Annotated in this window: 10 protein-coding genes and 1 tRNA gene; 2 read left to right on the plus strand and 9 right to left on the minus strand. The window is 64.3% G+C overall.

Going from position 1 to position 16,571, the window contains the following annotated elements:
• Positions 1-12 precede the first annotated feature (12 nt).
• The 7 genes from ASD75_RS23870 to ASD75_RS19830 all read right to left on the minus strand — a co-directional run bounded on the left by ASD75_RS23870 (position 13) and on the right by ASD75_RS19830 (position 10,991).
• Complete coding sequence (locus ASD75_RS23870) at positions 13-195, minus strand: hypothetical protein (RefSeq protein ID WP_162251099.1); 183 nt, start codon at positions 193-195, stop codon at positions 13-15.
• The gene (locus ASD75_RS19805; protein ID WP_162251100.1) at positions 192-2,012 is read right to left on the minus strand and encodes a BcsE family c-di-GMP-binding protein; all 1,821 of its coding nucleotides are present in this window, start codon (positions 2,010-2,012) and stop codon (positions 192-194) included. Before ASD75_RS19805 ends, ASD75_RS23870 begins: the two co-directional genes overlap by 4 nt.
• Position 2,013: 1 nt before the next feature.
• The gene (locus tag ASD75_RS19810; RefSeq protein ID WP_162251101.1) at positions 2,014-5,931 is read right to left on the minus strand and encodes a cellulose synthase subunit BcsC-related outer membrane protein; all 3,918 of its coding nucleotides are present in this window, start codon (positions 5,929-5,931) and stop codon (positions 2,014-2,016) included.
• The gene (gene bcsZ / locus ASD75_RS19815) at positions 5,928-7,082 is read right to left on the minus strand and encodes a cellulose synthase complex periplasmic endoglucanase BcsZ (RefSeq protein ID WP_056747497.1); all 1,155 of its coding nucleotides are present in this window, start codon (positions 7,080-7,082) and stop codon (positions 5,928-5,930) included. The genes ASD75_RS19810 and bcsZ overlap by 4 nt, the downstream gene beginning before the upstream one ends.
• Positions 7,075-9,450, minus strand: coding sequence for a cellulose biosynthesis cyclic di-GMP-binding regulatory protein BcsB (gene bcsB / locus ASD75_RS19820; RefSeq protein WP_235511662.1), 2,376 nt, complete (start codon positions 9,448-9,450; stop codon positions 7,075-7,077). Before bcsB ends, bcsZ begins: the two co-directional genes overlap by 8 nt.
• 497 nt (positions 9,451-9,947) lie before the next feature.
• Positions 9,948-10,023: transfer RNA gene (locus tag ASD75_RS19825), tRNA-Lys, on the minus strand.
• 83 nt (positions 10,024-10,106) lie between these two features.
• Positions 10,107-10,991, minus strand: a complete 885-nt coding sequence (locus ASD75_RS19830) for an NAD(P)-dependent oxidoreductase (RefSeq protein ID WP_056062115.1) — start codon at positions 10,989-10,991, stop codon at positions 10,107-10,109.
• Positions 10,992-11,201: 210 nt separating this feature from the next.
• Between ASD75_RS19830 and ASD75_RS19835 the strand changes: the two genes are divergently transcribed.
• A complete protein-coding gene (locus tag ASD75_RS19835; protein WP_056747498.1) occupies positions 11,202-12,083 on the plus strand; it encodes an alpha/beta hydrolase in 882 nt (293 codons plus the stop codon).
• Positions 12,084-12,114: 31 nt separating this feature from the next.
• On the opposite strand, the gene ASD75_RS19840 is transcribed toward ASD75_RS19835, so the two are convergent.
• Positions 12,115-13,092 carry a GMP reductase gene (locus ASD75_RS19840; protein WP_056061124.1) on the minus strand — a complete coding sequence of 326 codons (978 nt, stop codon included), beginning with the start codon at positions 13,090-13,092 and terminating at the stop codon, positions 12,115-12,117.
• Between the two features lie 204 nt (positions 13,093-13,296).
• A complete protein-coding gene (locus tag ASD75_RS19845; RefSeq protein WP_056747499.1) occupies positions 13,297-14,022 on the minus strand; it encodes a hypothetical protein in 726 nt (241 codons plus the stop codon).
• Between the two features lie 43 nt (positions 14,023-14,065).
• Here ASD75_RS19845 and ASD75_RS19850 point away from each other — a divergent pair, with 43 nt between their 5' ends.
• Positions 14,066-16,540, plus strand: a complete 2,475-nt coding sequence (locus ASD75_RS19850) for a UvrD-helicase domain-containing protein (protein WP_056747750.1) — start codon at positions 14,066-14,068, stop codon at positions 16,538-16,540.
• Positions 16,541-16,571: the final 31 nt, after the last annotated feature.

Here is a 16,571-nt window from a genome sequence, read left to right on the forward strand (position 1 = left end):
CAAACTCTTTGTTCATGGGATTTTGGTCATCCCACCTTTTGGGGTAACGGGCGACTCGCTTTGCGGAAGGTTTGGCCGATAGGGCTGCACGCAGCGTAACGGCTGGCGCCCCTTCAGCACGCGGCGCAGCAGCCAACCACACGGCCAAGCCAGCAAGACGCCCAGCAGCACGTAAACAAGCATCCATGCCGTCATGCAGACGTCCTTCCAAGGGGGCGTGGCGCGGCGCGCCGTCCGATGGGACGTAGTCGCATTTGCGGTCTTGTCACAACGAGCGGCGAGGCTGCGGGCTGTTGGCTCTCTGCGTTGGTGTGCTTTGGCAGTGCCAGCGCATCCTTTCGTACCTGCGCCAAGGGCGTGGCAGGAGGAGCCTCCAGGGCGGCAGGTGTGGGGGCGCTGACTGCTGCCAAGATGGCACTGTAGTCAGGTACGCCCTTGCGCAGGGATTCTTGCAACTGTTCAGTCATCGCGCGTATGCCCGGCGCTGAGCAGTCCGTAGCTTGCGAAGTGAAAAGCTGGGTCAGCGGCAGCGCGAATACCCGTTGCAGTGCCAGCTCTACATCGGGCTCCCGGCAGGCGAACAGGAACACGTAGATCGCTTCGTGGTCGGCCGTGAACAAGTCGCCATCGCGCGAGGTGTGGCAGGCGCGCAAAGCATCGAGGTGCGGCATCCGGTCCAGCATGTTGAGCCGTACCAGACTGTGCGACAGGCCAATGTCATGGGTGCGGTCGAGCATGCCGCGTACCAACGTACAGAATCGTCCCGGGGCCTGGTAGCCCCGCTCGCGGGGGGGCATGAAGCTGTCGAGCGCCTGAGCGTAGTCGGGGTGGACTTTGCGGGTGTGGCTCTGAGCGTTGATGTCCTGCAGTAGTTGCAGCAGTCGCGAGAAACCCACCTCTTTGTAGACCACCGCGCTGGCGCCCAGTTGCAGCAGTGCCTGTTCGCTGTGGGTGCGCAACTTGCCGAGGTTCTCGCGCACCACAATCTTGAGCGTTGGGGGGCGCGAGAGACGCAGGTGGTGCACCAGGCGTGCGCGGGATTCAAAATCGCCCGCAGAGCCCGCGTCGATCAGCACCGTGGAGGCCACGCAGGTCGCAGCAGCCACTTCGATGTCCTCCAGCTCATCGACGATGCGCCAGTGGCCAGGGATACCGCGTTGCCCCTCCACCGATGCCTGGGTTGCCAGCACGCCCCATTGGTCGGCTGCAGTGACCAGTTCGGGGGTAGCGCCTTGGGTGCGCGTGCCGTCGGCAGTCAGTCGGTGTGTGCTGGCGTCTTGCACCAGGCCAAAGCCGGTCTGAAACAGCGCCCCGGTGTTCGAACCCCAGCGGTCCAGGCTCAGGCGCCAGCGGTCAGCGTCAGCATGCAAGGTGGCGATGTGCATGGACATCTGGCACAGGTTGCGCAGCATTGGCAAAAGGGCAGTGGCATCCAGCGGCGGGGTGAACCCCAGTACCACCGGGCGCTGCCGTTGGCGGCACAGGGCGCTGAGCTGGTCGCTGACATGTGCGAGTTGGGCAATGTTCAGTCCGGACAGCAGGTTCTGTGTGTCGCACAGATACAGCGCGTGCTGTGGCAGCAGACCGGTCCGCTCAAGCTCCTGCACGAGTGGACTGAGTCCATGGCGCTGTACTTGCGCCTGCAACCCAGGCAATAGCGCCCAGAGCTTGAGCCGACCAGCGCGGTAAGCCGCTCGTAGCTCGGGGTACTCCAGCAACTCGTCAAGCCACTGCGTGCTGGACGCCACCAGCCCCAAGGGGCCAGCGACCAAAGCGTCTTCGATCAGCGCGGGAAACCATGCCGCAGCACTTCTGCTGTCGGCGGCAACCAAAGAGACGGGCACATGGGATGGCAACTGGCCAATGCCGTCTGGCAGGCCTGCAATGCCGATGCTTGTCGGTCGCTGGATGGCGCTGGCAGTACCCAAAGAGGGCCAAAGGCGCTGGGCGAGCGAGTGCAGCACACTGGTTGCAGGTGGGCTCTTGCGTGAGGATGAAGCGGCAGAGGACATGTCAGAAGCTGGAATAGGTCTGCACCGGCCGTGGGCGGTTGTCCAGTGGAGCGTTCCCGGGCTCAAAGCGGTAGCGGCCATACACCATGAAATTGGTGGGCGCGTAGTAGGCCGAGCGATCCAGCTCCAGCTGGGCACCCAGTGCGAGATGGGGTGTGACCTGGTATTCCAGTGCCCCCCGGAACGAACGCCCGAAACCCGAGCCCGAACTGCCCGCGTACACCGGAACGCCACCGTCGGCCGCCAGCCGGGCACGTGCCAGTGCCTGCAGGAGTGCGCTCTGCGGAAAATAGTCGCTGTCGCCACTGCTACTGCGCGATACAGAGACGGACCCGCGTGCCAGCCAGGTCAGTGCGCCGCGGCGTCCACTCCATTCCAGTGGCAGGGCGACGGATACGTAGTTGCGTGGGCTGTAATAGCCGCCGTGGCCGAAGCTGAATTCGGACAGGTCTTTGCCATAGTGCCAAGCTGAGACGGCAACACCGAGGTTGACCACGCTATCGCTGTGGCGCCATACATCGCGGTCCACTGCCCACCGCAGCTGGGCGCGGGTGTTGGTTGCCACATTTTTGCCGGTGAGGGCGGCCAGGCTCAGGCTCAGTGAGGTGCTGTAGGGCCCAATGTCGGTAGAAAGACGGCCTGCAGCGCCTGTTGCCACCACGCCGCCCCATACCTGGCCTGTGATGGGATCGCGTGCCCCTGCGTACGACAGCAGGCTGCCAGTGATGGGGCGCCGATACGCTTCGAGTTTGTAGCTGTAGCGGCCCAGATCGCCGGTTTTGGACAGGCCCCCTACGACATTGCTCACCGGAAATCCAACCCCAGTGGTTCCGATGTCCCACTGGACATCGTCTCCCACATAGCCGAAACCCAGGTTGGTGCCCTGGCCCCGTTGTCGTCGCTCGGTGGCAAAGGAGGACCCCGGTGGTAGTGCCGCCACCTGCCCGTAAGTGAGCAGGTCTGGACCATCGGCGGGGAGATCGCCCGCATCCAGCTGCACCCGATCCACGTGCAAGAAATAGTGCCCGTCGTAGGCACGCGGCATCCACGCCACCACAGGACGTTCCCAGCCGCGCAGGCTGGAGATTCCGTCCGTGGAGCGCTTGCTCAGCGCCTGGTGTCCCGCTTCGATCCGAGGCTGACGCCGTGCCTCGATGGCATCGATCTCGCCCTGGATCTTGGCAACGACGGCCGGGTCGGCGGGGACGGACAGTGTGTAACTCTGCTGGAGAGCCAGTGGTCTGTCTGAATCAACCGGCACCGGGGCCTGGCTGTCTGGGGCCGTTGCAGCAGGGGTGAAGGCCTTTCCGTGCTTCTCCAGCATGAGCGCACTGCGGAAGAACACCATGGCTTGTGCGTAGTTGCGATTGGCCCGCTCCAGGCGCGCAGCATGCAGCAGCACATCACTGTCTTGCGGAAAACTGTCCAGCAACCGGGTCGCTAATGTCCTTGCTTCGTCCATGCGACCAGTGCGTTGCCAGATGCGCAGCAGTGCCAGCTGCTGCCCCACGTCGCTCGGAGGGACACGGTCGCTCAGCCAGTCGGCCTCATCGGCTGCGACCCGCCGGTCGCCGGTGTCCTGCAGTCGTGACAACGCATCAGCCAGCGCCATGCGAACGGACAGATCGTCAGGTTGTGCGGACGCGAGGGGCTTGAGCAACTGGGCGGCATCGGCATATTCGGCCGCAGCCATGAGCAACCGTGCCTGGGCTAGGCTGCGTTGGCGTGGTGTGGAGAGTGTGTCCGGCAGGGGTGTCGCCTGGCGTGCCAGGCGCGAGGCTTCGTTGGTACGTCCGGCCTGCCGCTGCTTCTCGATGAGCCGCTCTTGGTGCGCTGCATACAGCGCTACCAGCCGGTCTTCCTGCTCCGCGCTCCAGCCCTTGGCTTGCAGCAGACGAGGCAATTGCTCGGCGAGGCCGGCATCGTCCTCCGCCCGGTTGAGCAGCTGTGCGTAGTCCAGCTGCGTGTCTGGCGCCAGCGTGGGGACACGCGCTGCCAGGCGATGGAAGACTGCCACGCCCCGCGCGGGCTGTGCGCGGCGAAACCAGGCATTGGCAACGCTGTAGAGCAGGTCTGCTTCATTGCCTGCTGTCCGTTCCGCTTGCTGTAGCAGTGCCTCGACTTCAGCTGCCGGCAGGGGTTTCAGGGCCTGAGTGACGAGCGACTTGACCTGAGAGCGCCGCACCAGCGAGCGCATGGCGTCTGTCTGATCGGCGGAGCGTATCCGCTGCATGTCCGCGAGGGCAGCGCTGTCTTCGTCCAGGGCAGAACGTATCAGGGCGCGGGCATACAACATCTCGGCACCGACGGCGCCGGACGGAATACGCGCCACACCCTCATCCATGGCGTGCAGTGCTTCTTGGGGGCGGCCCAGGCGTATGTAAATACGTGCGAGGCGGTGTCTTATCCAAGCATCGTCGGGGGTCAGTACCACTGCCGACTCCAAGGCACGCAGTGCGGGGCCCAGGCGCTGGGACTGCAGGTCGTCCTCCGCCTGGGCCACCAGCACGTCGGCCTGGGCACTGGCGAGTTTTTCTGAGAGTGTGGTGTCACGTGCGGCAGCCTCGGCCAGCAGGGACAGCGCTTTGGTCACCCGCCCGGTGCGGGCATAGAGACTTGCCAGGCCTTTGAGGGCGGAGGTGCTGTTGGGCTCCTGTTGGATGGCTTGTTGGTAGAAATTCTCTGCCAGCGCATGGTCCCCTTGCAGGTCGCGAATGCTCGCCAGGGTGGTCAATGCGTCAGCACTTTGGGGTTGCATCTGCAGCGCGCGTTCGGCCAGGCTGGCTGCCGTGACCAGTTCGTTCTGTTCGACGGCTCTGTCGGCCTGTCGCAGCAGTCCCCAGAATCTGGCAGTGGCCTGCAAGTCCTTCCAGCGGCTCTGGCGTGTGAGCGCATAGGCCTGGCTGAAGAGGTCCTGCGCTTGCGCATGCTGGCCCTGGCGCAGGCGTATCAACCCCAGGTTTCCCAGGCTTTCTCCGTCCTGGGGGCGCAAAGCCAGCGTCGCCTGGATCTGCTCTTCCGCCAACTCCATATCGCCTTGGTCAAGGGCAGTGCGCGCTGCCTGGCGGGCGATGTTGGCGGGGTCGCGGGCCGCGCGCTCCGCGCGCTCGACCGCCTGTTGCATGGCGGCCAATCGTTCCACCATGGCGCTGTCAGCCGGGTAGCGCTGCAGAAATGCGCGCACGCGGGGCAGGTTGGCTGGTGTGTTGGCCAGCCGGTCCAGGGCGCGGCGCCAGAGGTCTTGCAGCTGCTGGGCATTGGTATCGGGCTGCCTTGCCAGGGCCTCGATCTCCTGCACCACGGCCGTCGGGTTGCCCCCCTGGTACATGCGCAGCTCCAGTTGTGCCAGCCGGTAACGGGACTCCCCGGTCTGCTGGTACAGCTTGGCCAGCTGGCGCTGGGATTCGGTGCTCTGCTTGGCGGTGGAGCCCATGATCTGGTGGTATTCCAGCGCCAGTCCGCCGAGCGTGGGCGGGCCTTGCGGAAACAGCTCGCGCGCCAGATCGGCGGCCTCGGCCTTGCGGCCTGCGCGTGCCATCAAGCGCATCTGGGCCAGTTTTTCGCGGTCGGGGCCATACACGCGCACCAGGGTTTCCAGTTCCTGGGTCAGCATATGGCCGGGGTGGCGTGCACGCAAGGTGGCCAGCACGCGCTGGGCCTCGTCGCTTTTCTTTTCGCGCAGCGCCAAGTCGCCCAGCGTTGCCAGCCCTTCGGGAGAGTTCGGGTCCATGGCCAGCAGCTTGTCCACCAGTTGGCGAGCCATATCCGGCCGGTTTTTGCTGGCCCACAGGCGGGCGCCACTGAGCAGCTCAGCTTCGATGGCGGGTGGGGTGCTGGCGTGCACGCCGTGCTGCCCGGGCAGGCAGGCGGCGGCGAGCAAGGTCAGGGAGGGGAGCCAGCGGTGTGTGCGGCGTTTCACGGTTTCCATCGCACAGTGAGTTGGCCGTTTGCAGTGAAGCGATATTGCCCCTCCATGGCGCCCAGCCCAAATAAGCCGAGCACCTGCTCGTAGTAGGCCGTGGGACGCAAGGGGCGGGCCTCCAGGCGCATGCGCTGCGATTGCAGGGTGCGGTCGTCGCCCACTGCCCGCAAAAATGGCAGGACTGCAGCCGAGAACCCGGAGGGGGCGGGGCCCGAGGCTTGGGCTGTCAGGATGTCGATGGACTCAGGCGGGTATCCCTGTTCGCGCACGAAGCGTGCCATAGGCTGCAGGGTATCCAGCAAGGCCTTGCGACCGGGAGCGTTGGCGTGCAACGTGCCCGCCCACAGATAGACGCGGATGGCGTTGTAGCTGCCCTGGCCTTTTTCCTTGCCCTTGTCATCCACCAGAAAGCCCTGCTTAGGGTCGTACACGGTCCAGTCGGGCGTGAAGCCCTTGGGTGAAGCGCCCTGGATGACCTTGAACGAGCTGTCCACCAGTTGCTTCCATTCGGGCTGTGGGTCCACTGCTGCCAGCCAGTGCATGAGGTGCATGGGCATGTAGCTGGGGTTCAGGCGCCAGCGTCCGTCCTTCTGTGCAAAGCCCTGGGGCGCTGGCAGAAGGGTCAGTCCCAGGCCGGGCAGTTGCGCGGTTTCTTCGCGCAGGATGCGGGCCGCCAGCAAAGCAGAGAGCGCGCGATAGCTGCGCACGTTCCACAGGCGGCCTGCCTCGCCCAGCGCGTAGGCTATCCAGAGGTCGGCGTCCGATGCGGCGTTGCTGTCGATGACACCCCAAGTGCCATCGGGGCGTTTACCCCATAGCCACGCCGGGAGACGGGCGGTCATGTCCCCATCACAGAGGTTGTTTTCGGTCCAGCGCAACAACTTGTCGAAGGTGGTTCGGTCATTGGCCACCAAGGCAAAGAACAAGGCGTATGCCTGGCCTTCGGAGTAGGTCTGTCCTCCTCCCGCATCATCCGAGATGACGCGGCCGCCTTCGTTGATGAACTGCGCCTTGAACGTTTCCCAGGCGGGCCACCCGGGGCGTTCTGCCGTGGATTGGGGTTGCGCGCGAAGGCCTGGCAGCCAGGACAGCAGTGCAGCACCGCCGCCAGCCTGCAGGGCCGTGCGCCGACGAAGGGGCTCAGTCATGCTGGGATGCCAGTCGGCGGCGCGCCATGGTGCGCAAGGCGCCATAAACGATAAAGGTCAGCAGAAGGCCGGTGGCGATGCCCGCCAAGGCCAGCAGCAAGGGGTGGCTGTGCAGGTGGAACCACAGGCGTTGCCACCAAGGCAGGTCGCCCACGTAGTACACAGGCTTGATGCGGAAGCTTTCGATGGCGTCGCCGCGCATCAGGCCCAGATCTCCGCGCAGGCTCTTGATCTTGCCCGCATCGTTCAGGCTCTGGCTCAGCAGCCCCATGGCTTCCTTGTCGGTGGCGGTGAGCGCCACCACGCTGCGACCACTGTGCAAGGGCGATTCAAAGCCGGTGACTGCTGCCAGCGGCCCTGTGCCTTGCAGCACAGCTTGCCCGCCAGAGGCGGACAGGCGGTGTTCGGACTCTAGGTTGAACAGTTCAATGAACGATCCCAGTGCGCGTTCCAGGGGCTGCACCGACCGGGCGCCAGCGGCCAGGAGGGCTGGCAGGTGGTTCTTCCACTGCTCCAGCAAACCATCGGCGTCGGCCTGCGACACGATCAGGATGTCCGTGTCACCCGCCTTGTTGGCGTCCGCAGCACGCAGCAGCTGAAAGCGGGTGCCTGGATAGCCGGTGGAAGCGCTCATGCGGCCTACGGAGGTCAGGAATACCTCGATGTCTGCGGTGCTGGGCTGGTTGGGCAGGATGATGGAGGTCTGGGCCAGGTCGGGCACCCGGGTGAACGGAAAGCCGCTGTTGGCATAGGCCGCCAGATTGGGCATGGCCAGGTAGTGGCGAAAACCCGTGAGGTCGATGGTGGACTGCGGATCAATGGCCGCAAACAGTTCGGTGGGCGGCGCGGACTTGCAACGGCCCAGGTCGTTGGGCGGGATCTGGAATGCGAACTGCAGCTGGTTGTCGCCGCCAATCATGAAGGCAGGAATCTTCAGGTCCGAACGGTTCTGGGCGTTCCCGTCATCGAACAGGGGCAACATCACCGTGTTCTTGCCGCTGGTGCGCTCGTCTCGCGACTGCAGTGGATAGGACTGGATGAACTGGTTGTTGATAGAGATGTTCAGACTGCCATGGTCTGAAACGCTGCTGGGGGTGTAGCGATAGGCCAGGTCCAGCGGCACGCCTTTGGCGTTCCAGGTGAACAGGTCCGGGGCCATGCGGGTGTAGATGTTCACCGTGTCGTTGAGCACCGTGCCACGCAGTTGCAGGTCCGACGGGCTGCCCACCAGCTCGGCCAGTTTCACGGGCCTCTGGGTGGTGATCCAGCGAGGGGCGTCATAGGGCTTGGTCAGCGCGGGATAGTCCAGCGATTTGACAGCAATGGTTTGCCCGGACAAAACCGCTTTCCCCAGGGCCAGGGCATCTGCCGCCATCTGTAGCTGAACATCGTCTTTGCCCAGCACCAGCAGCAGTTTGGCGCCTGGCACTTCGGGGTGATTGACCATCGAGATCGTGGGCTCGGTCACAGGTGCCATGTCCTGCAGGAACGCGGGGCGGTGGCTGTTGGTGGCCAGCACCACGGCGTGCGAGCGGGGCAGCTGGTTTTCCAGCACCGGGAACTGGTTGCCTCGGTAGCCTGCCAGCATGCCAATCCAGCTGGCGATGGAGCCTGACGCCTTGAGCGTACCGGTGCTGGGTTGATTGCCGAACACAAACGGCAGCTTGACGGGGCGGTTGTCCCGGGGGTCGAAAAACGGCGTAGGCAGCAGCGCGAGGTCATTGCGTAGAGGGATCTGCCGCAACGAAAGCTCCAGCTGGCTGTCGTTGCTGATGGTTGCCCACAGGCTGGAATGGGTTGGCGTCTCACATTCCATCGTGTAGTGGCCGATGAACTGGAAGCGGAACCGGTTGTAATCCGTGAAGTAGCGCGGGTCGATGTTGAGCTCGACCGTCTGCGGGGTGCCCAGGCGCTCCTTGTCCAGCACCACGGTCTGCAGGGTTTCGTCATTGAGCATCAGCTTGAGATGCGACAGTGACGGGATCAGCGCAGGTGACAGTGTGAAGGTCAGGCGCAGCTTGGCGGCTTCGACGATCTCGTCGCGCCGCACCCCCACACCCACACTGGCCTCACTCTCCACGCCTCGCAAAGAAACAGGGCGCCCCACGCCCAGTTCCTTGAGGCTGACTTTCCATTGCCGTGCGGGCAGCGTAGGAGTGTCCGATGGGCTGGCTCCGATCGCGCTGTCGTTGGCCTGCACTGCCCGGGCTGACTCGCGCTCCTGGCGGGTCAGAGCCTTCTCTTTGGCCACAGCGCTACGGGCCTTGCTGGTCTGGGCATTGGCTTGCGGGGCTGGGGCTGAGATCAGCCCGGCAGTGATCAGCGCGACAAAAAGAGGGAGCGCGCGGGTTGCAGAAGTGGATTTCACAGTGTTCTTTTTTGCTGGCTCGTACCTGAAGGATGGGGCGCATCGGACCCATGCCTGGGTGGTGTCACTTGTATGACAAAGTGTATCGATGGGGCCGGGTTGTGCCGCTCCGCAGGACATTTGTTTGCAATTGCTTTGCCAGCAGTGTTGTTGCCCGACTGCAGCAGGTACGTGAAGAGTAATTGCCTGGATTCATGGTTCGAAAAAACGGTGCGCGTCTGTAGCACTGTCTGGTCACCATGGCATGGCGGATGGCATGCTCCCTGGCGGGCTGACGGCGGACAGAACACGCGGTGGTTCTTGCAAAGACACATCCGTTGCCACCCGTGGATGGTGGACACCGGGGCCGTGGGCCCCAGGCGGCCAGACGATGGTGCTGCCGGCAGACGACTCCGGGCCATGGGGCCGGGTTGCCGCGAGCGGAGAAACAATCGGTCTGGAAACAAAAAAGCCTGCTACTTATGGGTAGCAGGCTTTTTGTGCCTTGCGGCTTGATTTGGTGGGTCCTGAGTGACTCGAACACTCGACCTACGGATTAAGAGTCCGCTGCTCTACCAACTGAGCTAAGAACCCAAATCTTTAAAATTTGTCTGCATCGCTGCAGAGCCTCGAATTATGCACTAGTTTTTGGATACTCTGCAAGTCGCGCCCAAAAATTATTGCATTGCGTTGCGGCTGGCCAGCTCGACGAAGAGGCCGCTGTGGTCCAGTTCGCCCAGGCCGTGGTCCACACCCTCGGCATACAAGGCCTCAAACAGGGCAGTGATGGGGGCGTCGAAACCTGTTTCCCGGGCGGTGGCCAACGCATTGCGCATGTCCTTCAGTTGGACCGCCATGCGGCCCCTGGGTGCAAAGTCGCGTTCAACCATCCGCTGGCCATGCAGCTGCAGGATGCGGCTGTCGGCAAAACCGCCACTAATGGCCTCGCGGACCTTGGCCATGTCGGCACCACCCTTGGCGGCAAACAGCAGCGCTTCGGCCACGGCGCCAATCGTGATGCCCACGATCATCTGGTTGGCCAGTTTGGCCAGCTGCCCGGCACCGTGTGGCCCCACGTGCGTGGCGTGCCCCAGGCAGGCAAACACGGGCTGGGCGCGGGCATAGTCCTCGGGCCTTCCGCCGGCCATGATGGCCAGAGTGCCGGCTTCGGCGCCAACGGTGCCCCCAGATACCGGTGCATCCAGGTGGGTCAGGCCCAGCTCACCCAGGCGGGCTGCGTGGTCACGGGCCTCGCTGGGCTGAATGGAGGCCATGTCGATGAAAAGAGCACCCGGGCGCATTGCCCGCGCGGCGCCCTGTTCAAAGAGAACCTGGCCCACGACAGGACCGTTTTCGAGCAGGCTGATGACAATGTCCGCGTCCTTGACGGCATCGGCAGGGCTGCCGTGCACGGTGACACCCCATTGCGCCAGCGGTTCTGCTTTGGCGCGGGTGCGGTTCCATGCGTGCACCCTATGGCCTGCTTCGCTGAGCCGCCTGGCCATGGGCAACCCCATCATGCCAATGCCAAGAACGGCGATGCGAAGCGGTGTGGTGGTCATGGCGTTGTTCTGCTGCAAAGAGGGATACAAGGGTGTCTCTGTTGTCATCATGTGCCTTTTTGGCGCTCCAGTCTGTCACGGAGCTTGCAGCGTACAGCGATTGGCCAGATGATTCTGCAGCGCCAGCGCCGTTCCTGCGTCTGCCGAGCCTGTTGGCCGGTCTGCGGTATGGCACCGAAGGCAGCCCACATAACTCGGAGACCCTTGCCCATGACCTTGCCCCTGTACGACCCTGCCTGGCTGGAGCGCATGTACAACAATCGTGCCCTGGTCCCTGACCACATGGACTACTTCCAGCGTTGGGCTCAAGACTCTGCCCAGGTGCGAGCCACTGTCCCCTGTGCGCTGGATATGGCCTATGGCACAGGTGCTGGGGAAACCCTGGACGTGTTTCCGTCCGCCCGTGCCGGGGGGGGGGCGGTGCCGGTGCTGGTGTTCATCCACGGCGGTTACTGGCGGTCACTCGACAAATCGGATCACTCGTTCATCGCGCCGCCTTTCACCCAGGCCGGGTTTTGTGTGGTGGTGGTGAACTACGCGCTGTGCCCGGGCACCCCGGACGCGCCGGTGACCATTCCTCACATCGCGCGGCAGATGGAAAAGGCGCTGGGCTGGGTGTGGCACCAGATCGCCGCCCATGGTGGAGACCCCCGGCGGATCACCGTAGCCGGGCATTCTGCCGGCGGGCAACTGGCGGCGCTGCTGCTGACCAGCGTGTGGCCGCTCATCGGAAAGGGTTTGCCCGATGGCCTGGTGCGCAATGCGCTGTCGATCTCCGGGGTGCACGATCTGGAACCCGTCATGCACACGCCCATGTACCAGTCGGTGTTGCACCTGACCGAGCAGCAAGTGCTGCAATGCAGCCCGGCGCGTTTGCTGGAGCCGCCCACTGGCACGCTGTATTGCGCCGTCGGGGCGGATGAAAGCCCCGAGTTCCTGCGCCAGAACCAGCTCATGCAGGATGCCTGGGGCAGCCATTTTGTACCCCGCAGCGTGGCCTTGCCGGGGTTGAACCACTTCAGCATCGTCGATGCCCTGGCCAAGCCCGGGCATGACCTGCACCACATGGCGCAGAACCTGCTGCGGGCCTGACCGGGCGACGATCCGTGCCCCGGGTGCTGAGTTACATCAGCAGGTGTTCGCCTGCGTTGTCGCCGCCCAGGATCACATAGTTCACCTTGCGCACGTCCATCAGCTTGGTGCCGCCCGCGTAGCTGATGGAGCTTTGCACGTCCTGCTCCATCTCGATGAGCGTTTCGGCCAGTTTGCCCTTGATGGGCTCCAGGATGCGCTTGCCTTCGACATGCTTGTATTCGCCCTTGTTGAAGTCACTGGCCGAGCCGTAGTACTCCTTGAACAGCGCGCCGTCCACTTCCACCGTCTTGCCGGGTGATTCCTCGTGGCCCGCAAACAGCGAGCCGATCATCACCATGCTGGCGCCAAAACGGATGCTCTTGGCAATGTCACCGTGGCTGCGGATGCCGCCGTCGGCAATGATGGGCTTGGTGGCCACGCGGGCACACCACTTCAGCGCGCTGAGCTGCCAGCCGCCCGTGCCAAAACCGGTCTTGAGCTTGGTGATGCACACCTTGCCCGGACCCACGCCCACCTTGGTGGCGTCGGCGCCCCAGTTTTCCAGGTCGATGATGGCTTCGGGGGTGGCCACGTTGCCGGCAATCACAAACGACTGCGGCAGGTGCTTTTTCAGGTAGCCGATCATGTTCTTCACGCTGTCGGCATGGCCGTGGGCGATGTCGATGGTGATGTACTCGGGCGTGATGCCCTGTGCCACCAGCTGGTCCACGGTGGCGTAGTCGGGTTGCTTCACACCGAGCGAGATCGACGCGTAGCAGCCCTTGGCATGCATGTCTTTGACGAACTGGATGTTGTCCAGGTCAAAGCGGTGCATGACGTAGAAGTAACCGTTCTGCGCCATCCAGGTGCAGATGGTTTCGTCCACCACGGTCTTCATGTTGGCGGGCACCACCGGCAGGCGAAAGCGGCGACCGCCCAGCTCCACACTGGCGTCGCATTCCGAGCGGCTTTCCACGCGGCACTTGCGGGGCAGCAGCAGGATGTTGTCGTAGTCGAAGATTTCCATGAGATTCCAAGCTCCATAAAGGGACGCCGCCAAACGATTTCGACGGCGGTGGGCGCTTGGCTGTCAGACCGGCTTTGCGGGAGTGGACGTGACAGTCACTCCGAACCCTGCTGAGCGCAGGCACAAAAAACCGGGCGTCAAGAAACTTGGGCCCGGTGCTTGATTCTACCCGCCTGCCAAAGGGCCGTCATAACGGCACCGGTATTACCTGCATACGGATTGGGCGGCCGCCACGATGCTGCCCGAGGCATCCTGCACCCAGCCAACCAGATGCAGCCTGTCGGCCTGTGCGCCATCGGGGATGCGCATGGAGCGGGTTTCCATCCATGCCCACGGCTTGCCCTTGCTGCGTGCGGGCCGCTGGGCCTGGGGCCAGGCGCCCTCGAACTGATTGCGTACGATGTAACGGGGCACAACGGTGCCGTCAGTACCTGCGGGTATGGCCTCTACCAGCAACAGGTAAAAGGCGAGGGGCGTGGCAGTCGCAGTGCGCTGTGGCGCCGCAGGGGAGGGGGTGAAGGCGATGCCTGTGCCCACATAGTCATTGAACGCCACCCCATGGGCCACACGCAACCGGCCACGCGCTGCTAAATCGGCCGGGGTGACGTACACATCGGTGGAGATGGGGGGCTTGCGCCCCAGGGCTTGCAGGCGGGTCAGCGCGTCGGTCGAGGCCGCAGCCGACAGGGGGGCGTCGTCGCCCGCCTTGCCCGGCACGATCCAGTCCAGCACCACGGCACCTGCCTTGGTTGACGGTGCCGGGGTGGCCGCATCGCCCCAGCAGGACTCGCAGTCGGCGCTGATGAAGCGCTCGAACACGGCCACAGGCCTGGGGGTGCCGTCGCTGCTGCAACTGGCCTGGGCCATCGCCTGGGGGGCGTGCGCCAGGGCCAGCCACAGGCTGGCCAGGGTGAGGGCAATGTTTTTCATGGTGCGAGGCGGCGTGGGGCAGGGTGCTTTCTACAATGGCTGGATGTTCCCACAAGACCCGTTTTCGGGTGCGCCAGATGCCCTGGTGCCCCCACACTCCGGTGCGCCCTCGGCCGCATCCCCCCTTCTGGCCCACCTGAACGATGAACAACTGGCTGCGGTGACCTTGCCCGCAGGCCATGCGCTCATCCTGGCGGGGGCGGGGTCGGGCAAGACCCGGGTGCTGACCACCCGCATTGCCTGGCTGCTGCAAAACGGCTACGCCACGCCCGGCGGCATTCTGGCCGTCACATTCACCAACAAGGCCGCCAAAGAGATGGTGGCCCGCCTGTCGGCGATGCTGCCGGTCAACGTGCGTGGCATGTGGATTGGCACCTTCCACGGCCTGTGCAACCGGCTGCTGCGCGCGCACCACAAGGCAGCGGGGCTGCCGCAGTCGTTCCAGATCCTCGATACGCAAGACCAGCTCTCGGCCATCAAGCGCCTTTGCAAGCAGCACAACGTGGACGAGGAGCGCTTTCCTCCCAAGCAGCTGTCGTACTTCATCGCCAGCTGCAAGGAAGAGGGCATGCGTCCCGGCGACGTGCCCACGCACGACAGCGACGCCCGCAAGAAGGTCGAGGTCTACCAGCTGTACGAAGAGCAATGCCAGCGCGAAGGCGTGGTGGACTTCGGCGAGCTGATGCTGCGGTCTTACGAGCTGCTGCGCGACAACGACCCGATCCGCGAGCACTACCAGCGCCGGTTCCAGCACATCCTGGTCGATGAGTTCCAGGACACCAACAAGCTGCAGTACGCCTGGCTCAAGCAACTGGCGGGCAACGATGTGGGCGGGCGCTACGAGGCGCGCGGCAGTGTGATCGCTGTGGGCGACGATGACCAGAGCATCTACGCCTTCCGTGGCGCGCGCGTGGGCAACATGACCGACTTTGTGCGCGAATTCGATGTGCAGCGCCAGATCAAGCTGGAGCAGAACTACCGCAGCTACAGCAACATCCTCGACTCGGCCAACCACCTCATCAGCCACAACAGCCGCCGCCTGGGCAAGAACCTCCGCACCACGCAGGGCGCGGGCGAGCCCGTGCGTGTGTACGAGGCCAGCTCCGACCTGGCCGAGGCGCAGTGGATGGTCGATGAGATCAAGCAACTGGTGCGCAACGACGGCTTTGAGCGCAAGGAAATCGCCGTGCTCTATCGCAGCAATGCGCAAAGCCGGGTGATCGAATCGGCATTGTTCAATGCCAGCGTGCCCTACCGTGTGTACGGCGGCCTGCGGTTTTTTGAGCGTGCCGAAATCAAGCACGCGCTGGCCTATCTGCGCCTGCTGGAGAACCCGCACGACGACACCAGCTTCACGCGCGTCGTCAACTTTCCGCCGCGTGGCATTGGCGCGCGCAGCATCGAGGTGCTGCAGGACGCGGCCCGCGCTGCCGGTTGCTCGCTGCACGACGCGGTGAGCGCTGTGCCTGGCAAGGCGGGGGCCAACCTGGGCGCGTTTGTGGCCATGGTGGATGTGCTGCGCGAGCAGACCCAGGGCCTGAACCTGCGCGGCATCATCGAGCAGATGCTCGAATCCACGGGGCTGGTGGAGCACTTTCGCACCGAGAAGGAAGGCGCCGACCGCATCGAGAACCTGGAAGAACTGGTCAACGCCGCCGAGAGCTTTGTCACGCAAGAGGGCTTTGGCCGTGACGCGGTGGCGCTGCCGCTGGACGAGCACGGCACGCCGCTCACCCAAAGCGTGCAAAGCCCGGTGAGCCAAGGGCTGGACCCCAACGCGCCGGTGCTCGACGAGCCTCTCAAACCCGCTGTGCCCGGCATCGTGGATGCCGACACCGGCGAAACCCTCTCGCCCCTGGCAGCCTTCCTGACCCACGCCGCGCTGGAGGCGGGCGACAACCAGGCCCAGGCCGGGCAGGACGCAGTGCAGCTCATGACGGTGCACGCCAGCAAGGGCCTGGAGTTCGATTGCGTGTTCATCGGCGGCATGGAGGAGGGCCTGTTCCCCCACGAGAACTCCGCGAGCGACCGCGACGGCCTGGAGGAGGAGCGCCGCCTGATGTACGTGGCCATCACCCGCGCCCGCAAGCGCCTGTACCTGAGTCACTCGCAAACGCGCATGCTGCACGGGCAGACGCGCTACAACATCAAGAGCCGGTTTTTTGACGAACTGCCCGAAGCGGCCCTCAAGTGGATCACGCCCAAGCAGCAGGGCTTTGGCTCGTATACGCCCAGTTTTGCTACTAATTCAGGAGCTGGTGGCACATATGGATCTAGCGCTAGAGGCCAATTTGGCTTCAAATCCGAGACGTTTGCCAGCCCCCCGGTGCCTGTGCAGAAGGCGGCGCCCTCGCACGGCCTGCGCGCGGGCATTGCCGTGTTCCACACCAAGTTTGGCGAGGGCAAGGTGCTGGCCATTGAAGGCACTGGCGATGACGCACGTGCACAGGTCAACTTTCCGCGCCACGGCACCAAGTGGCTGGCGCTGTCGGTGGCCAAGCTGACGGTGGTCGAATAGCGCGTTTTGAGCAAAATCGCCTGCTAGCGCT

Origin of the sequence: Acidovorax sp. Root568 (assembly GCF_001427445.1) — a bacterium.
Classification (GTDB): domain Bacteria; phylum Pseudomonadota; class Gammaproteobacteria; order Burkholderiales; family Burkholderiaceae_C; genus Acidovorax; species Acidovorax delafieldii.

What these genes read in the sequence shown, in the direction of transcription:
- ASD75_RS23870 (WP_162251099.1), bottom strand. Translation starts at nt 195, where the DNA reads ATGACGGCATGGATGCTTGTTTACGTGCTGCTGGGCGTCTTGCTGGCT.
- ASD75_RS19805 (WP_162251100.1), bottom strand. Translation starts at nt 2,012, where the DNA reads ATGTCCTCTGCCGCTTCATCCTCACGCAAGAGCCCACCTGCAACCAGT.
- bcsZ (WP_056747497.1), bottom strand. Translation starts at nt 7,082, where the DNA reads ATGACTGAGCCCCTTCGTCGGCGCACGGCCCTGCAGGCTGGCGGCGGT.
- ASD75_RS19830 (WP_056062115.1), bottom strand. Translation starts at nt 10,991, where the DNA reads ATGACCACCACACCGCTTCGCATCGCCGTTCTTGGCATTGGCATGATG.
- ASD75_RS19835 (WP_056747498.1), top strand. Translation starts at nt 11,202, where the DNA reads ATGACCTTGCCCCTGTACGACCCTGCCTGGCTGGAGCGCATGTACAAC.
- ASD75_RS19840 (WP_056061124.1), bottom strand. Translation starts at nt 13,092, where the DNA reads ATGGAAATCTTCGACTACGACAACATCCTGCTGCTGCCCCGCAAGTGC.
- ASD75_RS19845 (WP_056747499.1), bottom strand. Translation starts at nt 14,022, where the DNA reads ATGAAAAACATTGCCCTCACCCTGGCCAGCCTGTGGCTGGCCCTGGCG.
- ASD75_RS19850 (WP_056747750.1), top strand. Translation starts at nt 14,066, where the DNA reads ATGTTCCCACAAGACCCGTTTTCGGGTGCGCCAGATGCCCTGGTGCCC.